The 15,314-nt window shown below is 60.3% G+C and carries 13 protein-coding genes and 3 pseudogenes; 5 read left to right on the forward strand and 11 right to left on the reverse strand.

The window, feature by feature from the left end; translation table 11 throughout:
* Positions 1–493 precede the first annotated feature (493 nt).
* From E3T41_RS05140 to E3T41_RS05155, 4 genes are all read right to left on the reverse strand, one after another.
* On the reverse strand, positions 494–1,738 hold the full coding sequence (locus E3T41_RS05140) for a type II toxin-antitoxin system HipA family toxin (protein ID WP_092448713.1): 1,245 nt from the start codon (positions 1,736–1,738) through the stop codon (positions 494–496).
* Entirely contained in the window at positions 1,731–2,000 is a 270-nt protein-coding gene (locus tag E3T41_RS05145; RefSeq protein WP_134477558.1) for a helix-turn-helix domain-containing protein, read from the reverse strand. The genes E3T41_RS05140 and E3T41_RS05145 overlap by 8 nt, the downstream gene beginning before the upstream one ends.
* 416 nt (positions 2,001–2,416) lie before the next feature.
* Positions 2,417–3,805, reverse strand: coding sequence for a hypothetical protein (locus E3T41_RS05150; protein ID WP_134477560.1), 1,389 nt, complete (start codon positions 3,803–3,805; stop codon positions 2,417–2,419).
* Positions 3,806–4,547: 742 nt separating this feature from the next.
* Positions 4,548–5,444, reverse strand: a complete 897-nt coding sequence (locus tag E3T41_RS05155) for a glycerophosphodiester phosphodiesterase family protein (protein WP_134477562.1) — start codon at positions 5,442–5,444, stop codon at positions 4,548–4,550.
* A gap of 142 nt (positions 5,445–5,586) precedes the next feature.
* Between E3T41_RS05155 and E3T41_RS05160 the strand changes: the two genes are divergently transcribed.
* From E3T41_RS05160 to E3T41_RS05175, 4 genes and pseudogenes are all read left to right on the forward strand, one after another.
* On the forward strand, positions 5,587–5,808 hold the full coding sequence (locus E3T41_RS05160) for a hypothetical protein (RefSeq protein WP_104132548.1): 222 nt from the start codon (positions 5,587–5,589) through the stop codon (positions 5,806–5,808).
* 156 nt (positions 5,809–5,964) lie between these two features.
* Positions 5,965–6,438: pseudogene (locus tag E3T41_RS05165) on the forward strand (DNA-processing protein DprA); the annotation flags it as partial.
* A gap of 4 nt (positions 6,439–6,442) precedes the next feature.
* Entirely contained in the window at positions 6,443–6,799 is a 357-nt protein-coding gene (locus tag E3T41_RS05170; RefSeq protein ID WP_134477564.1) for a hypothetical protein, read from the forward strand.
* A 186-nt stretch (positions 6,800–6,985) separates the two neighbouring features.
* A pseudogene (locus E3T41_RS05175) lies at positions 6,986–7,884 on the forward strand (IS3 family transposase); the annotation flags it as partial.
* Positions 7,885–8,283: 399 nt separating this feature from the next.
* On the opposite strand, the gene E3T41_RS05180 reads toward E3T41_RS05175, so the two are convergent.
* The 6 genes from E3T41_RS05180 to E3T41_RS18375 form a co-directional block, all read right to left on the reverse strand.
* Positions 8,284–8,694, reverse strand: coding sequence for an ester cyclase (locus E3T41_RS05180; RefSeq protein ID WP_134477566.1), 411 nt, complete (start codon positions 8,692–8,694; stop codon positions 8,284–8,286).
* Between the two features lie 4 nt (positions 8,695–8,698).
* Positions 8,699–9,823, reverse strand: coding sequence for a glycosyltransferase family 2 protein (locus E3T41_RS05185; protein ID WP_134477568.1), 1,125 nt, complete (start codon positions 9,821–9,823; stop codon positions 8,699–8,701).
* A 7-nt stretch (positions 9,824–9,830) separates the two neighbouring features.
* Positions 9,831–10,166 (reverse strand): phosphatase PAP2 family protein, encoded by a 336-nt coding sequence (locus tag E3T41_RS05190; protein WP_241991035.1) that lies wholly within the window; start codon positions 10,164–10,166, stop codon positions 9,831–9,833.
* On the reverse strand, positions 10,097–10,285 hold the full coding sequence (locus tag E3T41_RS18370) for a hypothetical protein (protein WP_233195287.1): 189 nt from the start codon (positions 10,283–10,285) through the stop codon (positions 10,097–10,099). The genes E3T41_RS05190 and E3T41_RS18370 overlap by 70 nt, the downstream gene beginning before the upstream one ends.
* Before the next feature lie 556 nt (positions 10,286–10,841).
* Positions 10,842–12,239, reverse strand: a complete 1,398-nt coding sequence (locus E3T41_RS05195; RefSeq protein ID WP_158251636.1) for a glycosyltransferase family 39 protein — start codon at positions 12,237–12,239, stop codon at positions 10,842–10,844.
* Positions 12,240–12,792: 553 nt separating this feature from the next.
* Entirely contained in the window at positions 12,793–13,071 is a 279-nt protein-coding gene (locus E3T41_RS18375) for an ATP-binding cassette domain-containing protein (RefSeq protein WP_241991036.1), read from the reverse strand.
* Between E3T41_RS18375 and E3T41_RS05205 the strand changes: the two are divergent.
* Positions 13,064–14,355 (forward strand): annotated as a pseudogene (locus E3T41_RS05205) (IS3 family transposase). The gene E3T41_RS18375 and the pseudogene E3T41_RS05205 sit on opposite strands and share 8 nt — an antisense overlap.
* Positions 14,356–14,464: 109 nt before the next feature.
* Here the strand turns inward: E3T41_RS05205 and E3T41_RS05210 are convergent.
* Positions 14,465–15,136, reverse strand: a complete 672-nt coding sequence (locus tag E3T41_RS05210; protein WP_134477574.1) for an isochorismatase family protein — start codon at positions 15,134–15,136, stop codon at positions 14,465–14,467.
* Positions 15,137–15,314 lie beyond the last annotated feature (178 nt).

Consider the following 15,314-nt stretch of genomic DNA (forward strand, 5'->3'; position numbering starts at 1 on the left):
TAGGCAGCTTTCAGGAATATACGTCAATCACATCGGGTGTCGTTGCATCTGTGCGGACTGAAAACTCTTGATCAAAGCGAATTCCAATCGCGGTGGTGAGACTTGAACCCAGAACTAATGGAAATATTCCGAATGTGACACGTTCGCCAGTGAAGAGAAGACCTGATCAGGTGTCGTTTTGACGACGCTCTCGGAATTGAACCCGAGACAGATGTTCTTATAGTCAAATCTCGACGATTTTTGCCGGATAAAATCCCAGATCAGATCCAAATTACAGGAGGGCGGCCGGGACTTGAACCCGAGACCGACGGTTTGCACCGAGGCCATTTAGGCTGATACTCGGCTCGCATTCAAACCTCGGTTAGTCTCGCTTTTTCTCGATCTGATCTGGAGCTTCTTGCGTGAGATGTCGTCGTCATTATCTCAACACCTCGGGCCGTCTCGGCGGGTTTCGGAGCGATAAACGGTGAATAAACATGTGTGCGTCAAGTCCTCACGCGCCGACGTTGCTACCCGTGGGACGTCCGCTGAGGAGGTTCTTGGTGAACCGCATAATGTCGTCCTGGAGCTCGGCATAAGCCTGCGTGGCCGGAGTCTCTGAACGGGCAAAGGATTCCACGGTCTCCAGCACGGACGTGATGATCAACCGGGGAGTGCGCACTTTCCACGCCTCGCCTTCGGCCACAAGATCATCGATCATGATGGCGGCATGACTGTATTTTCGGTTGACGGCCAGAGCCATCTTGCCGTCGCTGTCGAGGTGCGTTTGCGGAACGACATCGTAGGCCGGGGTGATTCTCGTGCCGCCGTCCGGGAGGTGGAGCATGCTGACGTTCTTGGCGTGCATATCAAGGTTACCCACGGCCTGCGAGACGGTCAGGAGCCGGAGGAGCTGCTCGACGGACGCTCGGTCGCCGTCGCGACCGAGGACATCCGCTATGCGCTTGAGGGAGACCTTGCCGCCGTACTCTTGATATTTCTCGTTCTTTGATGCGCCGAGAGCTTGGTTCATGTCTTCTTGGTGAAGGCGTCCCTGGGGTGCGTGCGGTGATCGGTCATAGCGCTCGATGACCAGACCGGGGACTCCGCCGAAGTCTTCGATCCAGGTGTGGAGCATGGTGAGGCCGGCCGCTTTGGCGGCTCGGAAGCCGTATTCTTCGTCGAAGGTGATGGTCGGGTAGCGCACGGACGATGGCTTGATGATATGGGTCGACGGGTACCCCTCGAGGACTTGAAACCAGTGGTCATCCTGTCGTGCGAGCACGATCTTGTCTTGGACGCCGGCCAAGGACGTGCGCCCAGACTGCGGCCGGTTTCCGAGAGGAGCGGTTTGAGTATTGGTGAGCATCCGGCCCACTTCGACCCCGTCAACCAGCGCGACGGCCGGCGTGCGCGGCTCCCCCGGCCCCTCTGGATCGTAAATCTGAATAGCGCCGGCGACGTCGCGGCCAAACCGTGCCAACAGCGCAATGGTGTCGTCGGTGGAGACTCTGATCCCCGCGGCGAGGTTGTCCAGAGCGGTGCCCTCGGGTAAGAGTTCGGCGAAGAAGTTGCGTCTTCGCGCTGCCCGGCTGCGGTTGCTGACCAGGTCGAACGGCACCGATGCGGAGAGAATTGTGCTACCGAGCCCAAAGGTCTCGATGGCGTTCTTCGCGGTTACGAAATCAAACGTGCGACGGTCCGCACCGACCAGATGCCCAACCAGTTCGCCGTATAGCTCGACGCGTAAGTCACCCACGGGGCTCATCCACAACGTCGTCTTGGGGCCCGTCGGTGCCTGGATCGACCTCCATATACATGCGGATACCGGTCTCCCGCATGATCGCAAAGATGCGCTCGAGCACGATGGTTTTCTTTCCGGATTCCAAACCCCAGATGTACTTCTGGTCGGTCTCCAACCTGTCCGCGAGATCACGCTGCGTCAAGCCGCGCACGAGACGGCCCTGCTGCAGCATTCGACCGAGACCCTCAGGACCCTTCACTTCTCCACGTGCTGCCATGACATTCTCCTCGCGAAGGTCTTATTCCCTTCAGACTAGCTGATGGCAATATCGCCGTCAATTGGGGCGAAGGCTTTATTACCGTCGTAGGGACGAATACTGAACTGGCCCCACTTGCGGAGCGCACGACCTGGCGGTTGGTGACTGCATGATCTCTGAAAATTTGCGAGGGAGTGGCCTGCCGACCGGATGAGTGGGGATGCATCGGCGTCGGTATGATGGCGTGACGTACCGCGGCTCGGACAACCACCTATCCAATCAGCGAGGTGACGTCCCGCCGGCTGGTGTAGTCATACGTCAGATGTATTCCGTTGTCAACGAGCACAATCCAGGCCCGCAAGCGGGACCTCCGACGTCGCACTTTCAGGCAAATTACTGAGCCGCAGTTGGCTTGCTCGATATCACAGGGGAATCAGTCAACTCGCCCGCGGCGACACCGGGACGGCGGATGCGTTCGGGTCGAGATTCGGATCCCAGGGCCGGGGCATCCCGATCGGGTTTGGAAACGGAAAAACCGTTTGGCACACTCTCGCGATGGGCGCGAGCGTGCGGGCGATACGTGCGATCTCAGCGTCGTTCAATCCGCGCCACGGACCGACCGCCAGCTGGTTGGTCATGTTCTCGGCGCGCTCCACTGCCACCCTGCCATTCTCGCTGATCTCGCCCTGGCCGGTCAGCAGCCCACGAGCCATGAGCTCTTCGACTTCGACAGCCCACTCTTCCTCTGTCCAGCCACGCGCCTTCCGCACACTCGTCGCGTCGATATCCACCGCGCTGCGCAACACGATAGTACTGATGCCCGCGATCCCGCCCTCCACCACTGCCATAACATGACCGTCACCGCGATGCTCGCGAAGCGTGGCAGCGGCCTGCCAGAGCCGGCGATACGGATCCGCCTCCACCGCCAACGCGCTGTTCGCCGCCGCGAGAGGTCGACCAATGGTGTCGACACGAGCCGCTATCTTGGCAAGTACGTCAGCCGCTTCGGCGACAGATCGTTCGTCGGGCACGAGGTTTCGCAACGTCGCTGCTGCACCCCGCGACCGCGCGTCGAGGACCCGGTCGACGGTCACCGTCGACCACACAGCCGGCAGCACCCGCTCGACCAAGAACGGAGCGAACCCACTGAAAATCGCCACCACCGGAGCAGCCGTCACCGCCCCGAGCGGGGCTGCGCGACCGGCGAAGTATCCGTCCCAATAACGGGTGAGTCCGATACCCGCGAACGCCTCCCTCGCCTCCGGGGAGAAATACGTCACCGCGTGGATCGGCTCAAACAACGTCCACAGTGCCCGAACGTGATGCTCCAGCTCGCTCATTCGTCTCCCTTGTCGCCGCATCTTCCCAAGTCTATTGCGCGCGGCAACACCGGCCTCGAAGCGCCGCCCACCGCTGGCCCGTCGCGGACGTAGCCGTCCAGGACAGGCGGGAAAGGCGCGTGCGCGCAAACAGTTGATTTTCATTCGAATCGAAGACGAAACAGGCCCGACAGATTCCGCAGCGTGTATCGCACTACCGCCATCGAGCAGACGCTTTACAATCTCGTCGCCTACCGCGCCACCGCGGACCGGGCATCCCGTTTTACCAAAGGCCACATCGTCGTCGCCGAAGGCTAAGCGCACATCTTCCAGGTCGACCGCGACGGCGCAGCCATCCAATGCGAAGAGTTCGTCGCCAAGAAGGTCGGCCACGACCTCGCGCGTACCAACTATCAGGTCGACCGAGCCCATCGCGCGCTTCCGGGCAGCGAACAGGATGCTGCGTCGACGCAGACTGCAATCGTGCACGAGACGGAAGTGGCTCACGCCAGGGTGGTGAAACAGCGATGGCAGACTGAAACATCCCCAGCGCCCACGACGCCGCGGCCGAATGGATCGAGGTCATCCCAGATGACTCGAACCGGGTCGTGCACCTTCTCTATGGGAACCCCAGAAGGACGGAAATTTTGGAATCAGCAATGGATAAACTATGGGTGAGTCAAGTCTTGCCCTTTCGGTACAGACAAGAAACCCTGATCAGATGAAATTTACAGTAGAGCGGCCGGGACTTGAACCCGGGACCGACGGATTGTGACAGGCCATTATCGACCTGTCGACCTACGCGTCGAAACCTCGACAGATATCGACTTATCTCGATCTGATCAGGAGTTCCTTGTGAATGTGCGTCCAATTCTATCTCAACGCCTTGGCCCGTCTCGGCCGGTCTCGACGCAATAAACGTTGAATAAAGGTGCGCGCATCAAGTCCCATATGCGGGCTCGGATCCCACACTCGCAACGCTCACGACCAAGCGCCAACTGGACACACACTGGCTGCGCGCGGTTTGTGGGAAATCACCTATGGAGGTCAGGGCGACATTGGACGGTGGCCGGACGACCACCGAGAACTCTATCCACCAAAAGAGCCCTTCCCCGAACGGTCAACCAGGCGTTGACCTCCGCTGTGCAGTGAGACTTTTAACATCTCCACTAAGCAACGGAGGTCCCCCCTTTTCAACCCTTTAAGCCACAAGCGCCATGGCCGGGTACAGCTAGCCTGCTAGCGCGGGCTAGTCTTCGAGCAGGGTGTTGAGCACGTCGGGGCGGTTCGTGATCACGCCGTCGACGCCCAGGTCGATGGCCCGCACCATGTCTGCTTCGGTGTTAACCGTCCACACGAGCACGTCCATGCCGAGGCGGTGAACCTCAGCCACGTAGGCTGCGTCAATCGACGCGTGGAACGGGTTGATTTGGTCGGCCCAGGTGGCGAGTTCCGGGAGCTGATCGATGGTCGGTGTGCCAAGGAGGCCCACCGGAACGGTCGGTTCGAGCTCGGTGAAGGTTTTCATGGAGTCGAAGTTGAACGACTGCACCACGAGCTTGTCCTGGCCCACCGCGGACTGCACGTAGCCGCGGGACTCGCGCAGCGCAGCGGATACCTCGGCTTCGATCCCCGTGTACAGCTGCGGTGCCTTGATTTCGAGCAGCATGCCGGAGCCGCTCTTCCGAATGACCTCGATCGCCTCGGCGAAGGTCGGTAGCTTTTCACCGGTGAACTGGGCGCCCTTCCACGAGCCGGCGTCGAGGGTTTGCATCTCTGCGGCGGTGAAGTCGCCCACATTCCACGGTGCCCGGTCGGGGAAGAGGTCTTCCACGTTTGTGGTTCGGGCCAGGTTCGTGTCGTGAATGACCACGAGTTCCCCGTCGGCGGAGCGTTGAACGTCCATCTCGAGCAAATCGGCGCCCTGGTCCGTTCCGGCGCGGAAGGCGGCGAGGGTGTTCTCGGGAGTCGATTCGCTCGCGCCGCGATGCGCGGCGTTGATCACGTCGTCGGATTCGCTCGCGAAGGCGCTGGGTGCCGCGCCAACGGACAGACCGGCGACCAGGGCAACGGCAACGGCCGCGGCGGCGCCAGTGCGACGGTGCCGAAACGATTCGACCGGAACGGTGAGGGTGGGCGTGCTCATGGGATCTCCTTGCGTTGGAAGCGTTGAACTCCTTCAGGCTGCAACGCGCACGTGTCGCCCAGGTGTCCTACCGGTGGACTAGGGGTGGAGCGTACCTGTCCGGGAAGACCTCTCGGCGTCGCTGCGGCGAAAGGAGAACTTCTTGTGCCCAAAGAAGCGCAAGCAGGGTCCTGAGTACGAAGATCAGCAGCTGGGCGAGCAGGACGCGGTCGGAGCCGCCGACACCCTCACGCTCCTGGGTCAGGGCGAAGACACCGCCGCAGGAGTGGACCTGACAAATCTTCGGGAGCTAGTGCTCCCCCGCGTCGTTGACAGCGCCATGGTGGGGCATTTACTGCCGCCGGGAAAGCTGATGCGGTCCTGATTACGCCGGAGCACCCGCACTGGCCCGCCGGATTTGCTGACCTTGACTGGAGCGCCCCGCAGGCCCTCTGGGCCCGGGGCGATACCGCTCTGTTGGTCGCACAGCCGAGCTATGGGTAATGTGCGGTAATCGTTTGGTCGGTATTGCCCCGTCGTCGGCGCACGGGCCGCCATCGGGTACGGCGAGCACGTCTGTATGGACATTGTCGGCGGGCTCGTCGGGCGCGGGCACACCATCGTGTCGGGGGCCGCGTATGGCATCGACGGGATGGCGCACCGCACCGCTCTCGCCAGCAACGGCCAGACCGTCGCGTACCTCGCCGGAGGTGTTGACCGGTTCTACCCCACCGGACACGACGCCCTCCTCACCCGAATCGCCACCGACGGCGTCGTCGCCTCGGAAATGGAGACAGGGCTGTCCTCCACGCACTCAGCCGCCGAGAACGAGATGAACGTTAAGCACTTCGCGCCCTCTAGCCGTCCAGCGGCACAGACTTCGCCGCCCGTTCAGGGGCGTCCTGACGCCGCGTTCACGGTTGACTGGGACGGTCCCGTAGAGGGGTCGCCTTATGGGCAGAACTTTATCCAGCTTTCACGAACTACAGGCCAGCGTAATTCCCCGTTACTCTGAGCCCATGACGACCAGACCGGATGAACAGGCTAAAGCGCGAGCTTTATGGCGCTGGACGGTGCCAGCTGCCGTGATCGCCGCCGTCTCTATTTTGTTGATCTGGGTAGCCCAATCGCTACCCACTATTTGCCCCGCAATTTACCCCGCACCGCCAAGCTGCGCTCCTGATGCACGCTCCGGTCCCGCACTTCTTAGCAGCGCATTCCTCGTTGCCCTATTTGTGGCGCTGTTGGTCACCGGCGTGGTAATTCAACCCAGACGCCGCGATAAAGCATTACGGGTCCTTTTGATCGTGCTTGTCGTGGCTGCCACCGTCGCGCCTATATGGACGCTCAACAGTTCCGGGTTCGCGCTTGGTTAGCATTCCCCTTGCGGGCATGTGTGCTGCCATTGGATCAACGCCGACGGGTATGAGCAGCGAAACCCAATGGGAAGTCGAAGCCCGCTAGGGCGTGTCTCCTAACCCAGTGGGTTGGTTTGACCTGCTGCGGATATCTCGGATAGTGGGCCCTCTTAAAATGAGGGATCACTGAAAGTAGAGATCAGCATGACCGCAGCGCGGAGAAAATTTACGCAGGAGTTCAAAGACGAGCTGTGTCGCGAGGTGATCAATACCTCCAAGCCGATCACGGACGTCGCCACCGCGTACGGCGTCGGCCCGGAGACGCTCCGGAACTGGCTGGGCAAATATCGTGAGGCTAACGGCGGCACGGAAGTGGACTTGACTGTGTCGGAACGTGCCAGGTTGAAGGAACTCGAGCGGGAAGTTCAAGAGCTGCGGGCGGAGACCGCTTTCTTGAAAAAAGCCAGCGCTTACTTCGCGCGGGAGCAGCGGTAGTGAGCAAGTACGAGTACATCGACTCCCAAAAATCTGAGCCCACCAACCACAATTCGGTGGGGAAAATGTGTCTCTGGCTGGCCGTGTCCACGTCCGGTTTCTACCACTGGGCAATCCGGCCGCAGTCCGCAACTGCGGCCCGCCGAGAGGCCCTAATCTCCCGCATTCAACACTTCTTCGAGGAGTCCGACGGCACCTACGGATACCGCCGAATCCACGCCGACCTCGCCGCGGAGCAGACCGAGTGCTCGCCCGAGCTGGTGCGGCAGCTCATGCGCCAGATCGGCCTCGTAGCCTGCCAACCACGGCCCTTCCGCATCACGACGGAGGCAGATGCCGAGGCGGCGGCGAGCATGCCCGACCTCGTCAAACGCGACTTCGCCGCCGACCGTCCCGGAGTGAAGTTCGTCGGCGATATTACATACATCCACACCTGGCAAGGATTCATCTATCTGGCCACCGTCATCGACTGCTATTCGAAGAAAGTCGTCGGGTGGTCCATCGCCGACCACATGCGCACCGAACTCGTCGCCGCCGCCCTCCGCAACGCCGCTGCGACGACCCTGATCGAGCCTGACGCGATCTGGCACTCCGACCGCGGCAGCGTCGGCGGATTCAACTGGTCGTCGCAACACCCCGACATGGAGGTGGATTATGGGACGTCCAAAAGGGTGGATGGCCGCGCAACTCGGGCGGGAGCCGATGCGGTCGCCGGGCCGGCCGCCGGCGTGGCGCCGGGAGCACCGGCAAGATTTTTGGAACCTCGTCGGGCAGGGTCTCTCGAGCGAGGACGTTGGCGAGCGAGCGGGCGGGCGTGTCGGCGCCGGTCGGGACACGGTCGTTCCGTCATGCTGGCGGGATGCGAGACATCAGCAGAGTACCGCTTTCCGGGCGGTTTTTGACCATCGTCGAGCGAGAGGAGATCGCACTACTGCGGGCACAGAACGCCGGGGTTCGACAGATCGCACAGGTATCGGCCACTGATTGGGAACGCCAGTTGTCGCAGGTTATGGTGCGAGGCCGAGTTGTTCGAGCATGCCCTGTTGGTCGCTGCTGCCCCACCGCTCGACTAGCTTTCCGCTCTCAAACCGGCTGATTTGCATGCCACGAACGGCCATTGTTTTCCCGCTAGCGGCGTGGCCCATGAGTGGGCCTTGGTGGGTGCCGCTGAGGGTGTAAGCAAATGCGACGTCGGTGTCGTTTGCGACGAGGCGCTCGACTGCGATGTGCAGGTCGGGAAAAGCGGCAATCATCTCGCCGAAGAACGCTTTGAAGCCTGCGGGGCCCGGGCCTTGGCCAGGGGCAGGATCGTTGTCAACTGCGTCTTCGGCCACGAGGTCGTCGAGAAGGTCGAGTTCTCCGCTGTTGACGGCGTCACCAAACTTCTGCTGCGCAGCAATATTTGCTTCTTGACTCATGTGTTCACTCTCTTCCTAGAGATTTAGCATGGAGGGATTTGTGTGGGCCACGAGGTGACCATACCGCCATTGACGTTCCGCGTTGGGAGTGGTGAACGAATCTGAGTATGAATCCGATGCCGATGAGGACGGCCTGCGTTGCAATTTCTGGCAGTGCTGCTGTCGCGACGACGGCCCAGAGCACAGCGGTGCGAACCGTCGCCTCGATACCGTTGAAGGCGAAGAATCGGGCAAATCGGATATATCCGGATGCGGCAGGTCCTCGGAGGTCTCGGAAGACGAATCGCTCTTGGAGGAGGAAATTGCCGACGATTGTGACGGCTGCGGAGATGATTGCAGCAGCGATGTACCACACGCCGAGAGCCTGCAGTCCCGCCATGATGATCAGGTTCGCTACCGCGCCAGCTGCGCCGATGGTGGCGAAGCCGGAAACGCGACCGAAGCGGAGTGCGGCAAGTTGCGTGACGAAGCGGACCCCTTGCCGGAAGTCAGCTTTGGATACACCGGCTTGTCGTTCGCCGAAAACGAACGGTTCCTCCGCCACAGTGACCGTATTGCGAACCAGAATCTCGAGCAGTATTTTAAATCCTCGTGGCTGCAAAACTGATACATCTATGGTGGCGCGGCGTACGGCGAAAAAGCCTGTCATCGGGTCGGTGCAGTTCTGCAGCCTGACGGGGAACATCGCGCGTGTCAGGAGGTTTGCTGCGTTGGAGACGATATGGCGCGATATGCCTGCGAGCCCGCCGGATGAACCGCCGTCAAGATTCCGGGAGGCGACAACCACATCTGCGTGTTCGCTGGCGGCTGCGGCTAGCAGAATCGGAATCATCTCGGGAGGGTGCTGCAGATCACCGTCCATCACGATGCACCACTTCCCGCCGCTGGCGGCAATACCCGCGAGGACCGCGCCCGCTAAGCCGCCGATGGGTGTACTTCGGTGGATAATGCGGACGGGGAGGCGGGCGGTGTTGCCGACGTGAACTATTACCTGTGGTGTGTCGTCCGAAGAGTCATCGACGAAGATGATTTCCGCGTCATAGTTGGTTGTGGCGTCACTAATTCGTGCAACAAGCTCGGCTATGTTCGGTGCCTCATTGTAGGTGGGTATCACGATCGAAACCTTCATCAGCGGGTCATTCCCTTCCTGTCCGGGGCGAGGCGAGCATTCTTGTTCGCCGCTGGCGGGAGGCGAGGTAGAGTCGGTGGGCGGTGATGATTATCGCGAGCCACACCAGTCCGAGGGTTACGGCCACAAGCACATCAATGAACCAGTAGTGGCCGAGGTAGACACGGCTGAGTCCGATGGTGAGTGCGAAAAGTATTGCGACGGTGCCCGTCAACACCCGCGCGCGGCGAGTTGTTTGGCGAAGCATCAGCAGGTAGGCGATCACGACTGCGTTCAGAGTGTGGCCGGATGGGAAGGATGGGAGTATTCGTACGGAGCGACCGCGCCGATCAGCGGCGGGCACGCCCGACCGATCAGGTCTTTTCCGGCGATCGTCATCGCGAGGGATTCGATCCCGGCAGCGGTGATGAGGATGGCGGGGGTCCACCATCTGCGGTGAATCGACAGGGTGAGCAGTGTCAACGGACCTGAGCACACCGCCGATGACGTTGAAGGTAATGAAACGGCGCCGCGGCATGTGCCCGATTCCGGCGGCGACGCGGCGAAGGTTCGTACCACGGGTACGAATCGTGCGACTATCACCGCAACCGGGCCAAATCGTGTGAAAAACCTTTCCGTTCGATCGATACTTTTCCGACGGGCCCGATTCGTGTCGTTCGAATATTCGAGGGCCGGTGCTGCGTCCGAGTGCGTAGTCGACCTGGTCGCCGAGTATGGCGGATATGCCGATAAGCAGAATCACCAGGCAAAGCAGCTGAGTGATCGCCCCGCTCGCAACCAGACCGGTGAAGAACAGCAGCGTATCTCCGGGAAGGAAAAACCCGATCAGGAGGCCCGTTTCGGCACACACGATGGCACACACGATAGCCAGACCCCGCACCCCCGCACCCGTGATGAGCGTCGGGGGGGGTCGATGAGGCCGCTGGACAAGATTGAGGAAGGGGTCATGAGTTCTATGGTTTCGGTTGGAGTATTAAGAAATCGGGAAGAATCGAAAACATCGCGACGGCACGCGCGGTTAGGGTCCGGGGTTGCCGGCCAGCGTGTATTCGTAGATGACGCTGCGGTGGGTTTCATAGTGCGCGACGGGGGTGTAGCCCAATTCGGCAAGCTGCTGTTTGTCGTAATCGTTTGGGGACTCGATCGAATATTCGATGAGCCAGACGCGGTCGACGTCAGCGAGCCGGCCAAGGTTCGCGGCTTCCGCGATGGTGTACGCCGTATCGTGCCAGGTCGGGTCAGCACTAAACGGCACCTTCAGGGTGATGTCGCGCAGCCCGATAAATCCAGCTGGATAGGTGTGGAGAGCAAGGCGCGGGCGGCGGGATGGACGGACACTTTCGTCGAAGTCCACCGCGTCCCCGGGTTTCGCGTGCGCTCCGAGCAGTGTGCTGATGTCCGCCCAGTCGCTGTGGTTCTTTGCGTACGGGGTCCGCTGCGCAAGATAAACCGGAGCCGCGGTGGCAACGATAAGGAGCACCCCGAGAGATAGCGCCCACATCCTGTTGCGGGTGAGGACCACCAGTCCGGAGGCGATGAGGATCGCGGCCGCAGGTGCGCTGTACGACAGGTACCGGGCGGTATAGACGGGAACGAGGAACTGCCCGCCAATGAGTACGACTGCTGGGACCAGCAGCCAACTTGCCGCGACCAGCTCCAGGCTCGGCATCCGCAGCCCTCCGGCGGTGACTTCGACGTTGTGTTTGTCATGACGACCTCGTCGGGCGATTACCACGGCAGCGATGCCGGCAACCAGAATCAGTGTCCACGCGATAGCTGCAAATTGGTTGCTACCGAACCACAGCGACACCAGCAACTTCCGGGAAGTCACTTCATTGCGGGACGCGAGGAAACCTATTTGGTGTCGTTCCAGCACCGCCCAGATCACCACCGGTGTCGCCAAAATAATGGCAGCAGCGGCATACAAGAACCATTTTCGGAGGAAGCCGCGCGGAGCCCGAATATTGAGCAGAATGACGGCATGTGCCAACACCAGCAGAATCAAATAAAGGAAAACATAAATACCCGTCGCGGACAGTGCTGCGTAGGCGAACCACTGCCACCGCGACGATCCGTTTCGTCGAATGATTTCGACTAGCAGCACGGTCAGCCAAGCGGCAATCGCGGCGCTGAAAGCGTATGAACGCGTCTCTTCCCCCATGTACGTTACCCGCGGAAGGATGCCGCAGACGATACCCGCGACCAGCGCGGTCCGTCTCGAGGACAAACGTGCGGTGAGATGCATGATGCCCGCGACCGCGATGCCAATGGCGATTGCGCTCGGGAAGCGGACCGAAAAAGGTGACGCACCAAAAACATTTATCCACGCGTGCAACCCGAGATAGTAGGTGCCGTGGACTGCATCCACCGTGGTCAGCATGGTGAACAAACTTGAAAGCGATCGTTGCGCGGACATGATGCTCGCTGCCTCGTCCCCCCATAACGAGGGAATCCAGGAGCCCGATAAGGACACCACCATGCTAGCCAGGGCAACTACTGCAGATATCAGCCGGTAACGGGCCGTTTGTGGTGACCCGCGCGAGATCATCCGAATGGCCAGAGAGACCCGTTCCAATGCGCTTATCATCCGATTACATCATACGCTTCCTAAAAAATTATCAAAAATGAGCCCCACCGGGGGCCGATTCTTAGAGGCATCTGGGGGCAAGAGGTCGCGCATTGTGCCGAAAAGCAATCCCGTTGACACCCCCAGACGAAAGGTCCACTTCGTGTTAGGTCTCAAACGGTCAGCAGCAGGTGCGTAACTCGCGCACGGCGGGCGGACAGCATTTCATGCCGTCCTCTGACAAAAAAAGTGTTCATAGCGCGGGCGCTGACTCTAGCTGAAAATAGATCTGCTCGAGTGATCCATCCGCGAGGAACGCCGCCACAGTATTCGCGATCGAGTCGTGATGGCTGAGGCACCCACCACGCAAAATTCCGATGCTGGTGCATGTTTTCGTGACCTCTCACAGCACGTGTGTATTCATAAATACGGTCATCCCGAGTTCGCTGTTGAGGCGCACAGTAGTTTCGTGCAGCGTGCGGACTCCTTCCGGGTCCAACCCCGAGGTGGGCTCGTCCAGGAAAAGCACCGCCGGTGAGTGGAGCACAGCTTGCGCAATTCCGACTTTTTGACGCATGCCCTTGCTGAAAGTCCCCAGCTTCTGACTATCACGGCCCTCGAAGTGAACCGTCCCTGATTTCCTGCCGCTTTCTTTCTGGTGAAAGGATTCGGATATGCCCAAGAAACACCCAACAGAGGTTCGTGAACGAGCGGTCCGTATGACTCTTGATCGTTTGAAGGATTACCCATCGATGTGGGCGGCCTGCCGCGACCTAGCCCCCAAGCTCAACATCGGCGCCGAGACGCTCCGGAAATGGGTCACCCAGGCGTAGACCGACGCCGGCGAACGCACCAGGCCCACGACCGAGGAGCTCGAGGAAATCAAACGCCTCAAGCGCCAGAACCGTGACCTCCGCGAGACGAACGACATCTTCAAAGCGGCAGCGTCTTTCTTCACGAGGGAGCTCGACCCTCGCAACCGTCTATAGTCGCTTTCATCGTCCAGATGAAGGCGAACGGCCATGGAGTCGAGTTGACGTGTGGTGTCCTGCGTGAGCAGGGCGTCACGGTCACTTCACGGTCATTTCGGGCGTGGAAGACTCGCGCCGCCGCGGCCCGAGTTCAGAGCGATGCGGCACTCGTCGACCGGCTGAAAGCCTTGAAAGTGAGAGATGTGTACGGGCGTCAGCAGCCCGAGATTCTCGATGGGCGGCGGAAGATGACGGCGTGACTCCGCCGGGGTGAGTTCACCGGCGTTTCGAAGCACACGGTCGACCGGTTGATGCGTCTCGAGGGCATGAACGGCCTCGTCCGGGGCCGGAAGCCCCGGGCTTCGGCGTCGACTGGCAAGGAGTCAGCGCGAGCCCCTGACTTACTTAAACGCAACTTCAGTGCGCCCCGCCCGAACCGCTCCTGGGTCACGGACTTCACGTATGTCCCAACGTGGGGCGGCTTCGTCTACGTGGCCTTCGCGATCGACTTGTACTCTCGTGCGATCGTGGGCTGGCATGCGTCAACGGTCAAAGACACACCGTTCGTTGAGGTCTGTTTGAATATGGCGCTCTGGCGTCGCGACCATGCCGGCCACGCCGTACGGCCCGGTTTGATACATCACAGCGATGCCGGATCTCAATACACATCGATCAAATTCACCGAGACTGTCGCTCTGGAAGGCCTCGTCGCCTCGATCGGAACCATCGGCGACGCCTACGATACCGCGGCCGCGGAGACGGTCATGGGGCTTTACAAGAACGAGGCCGTGGCGAAGAACTCACCCTTCGTGACGGGACCGTTGAAGACCCTCGCAGACGTTGAGAAACTCACCTTCGACTGGCTGGACTGGTACAACAATCGGCGCCTGCACAGCGTGCTCGGGAACATGCCGCCCGAAGAATATGAACGCAACTACTACGCTGAAACAAACGGCCCGATAAATATCGAAGCCGCCAACAAAACGGCGGCATGAAACCCGGGACGGTTCACTTTTCTTCAGCAAGCGTTGATGAAAACCGCCCGCAGATCACCATAAATGGAGGACTCGGTGGAGACCCGTGGTGGCGTTGCCGAACCGCGGCTCACAGGTCTCCTACGGATACGGCGGATTCCAACATTTCTATTGCTCGCTCGGTGGTAAGCACTACCCCGGCGATGTAGTTGAAGTTGGTAAGGGCGGCCGCATACCCGTCGCCGAGTTCAGGGTGCTGTGCAGCGGCGGTCGCGTCGGCAACGACGGCCACGTCAAATCCCTGTTCCAACAGCTCGCGTAGGTGGCTTTCGATGCACAGGTTTGCTGACATTCCTGCGAGCACAACCTTGCTGATTCCGCGTTTACGCAGCTGGAGCACGAGGTCGTTCTGCTCGGGCCCGTAGATCTTGTGCGGGCTACACACTACCGTCTTGCCGTCTTGCAGGAACGGTTTGTAGCGCTCTAACCAGTCAGCACCCGAGCCAGAAAATCCGTCAAGATCCAAGGGCCCCGGCCGATCGAACATACCGATCTCGTGCATCATCTTTTCCAAGGTTCCGCCGAATTCCCACTGGTGATCGTGGGGAAAATAGTAATGCGGAGACACGAAAACCTCATACCCCGAGGCTTTGGCACTCACGAGCAACTGCTCAATGTGCTCGACGGTGTTATTCTCTTCGACACTCTTACCGACCAGCTCCCAAGTAACACCGGCGGGGCTAAGAAAATCGTTTTGTGGGTCCGTCAGCACGAGCGCTGTAGTGGATGTATCAAACAACATAAACATTCTCCTTCATCAAGGTCACGAGCAATACTGCGGTACGCTCACTGAGCTGACAGCTCAGGCGTAACCCTCTCTGTCAACCTTGGATAAGGCACCGGGATCGTCCCGAATAGTGTCGTAGAGGGCGGGGAAGGAGTTCCCCTTGACGAACGCAGGAATGACAGGAGTCAGCTCG

This window comes from Cryobacterium sp. Hh38 (assembly GCF_004403235.1).
In the GTDB taxonomy this organism is placed as follows: Bacteria; Actinomycetota; Actinomycetes; order Actinomycetales; family Microbacteriaceae; genus Cryobacterium; species Cryobacterium levicorallinum.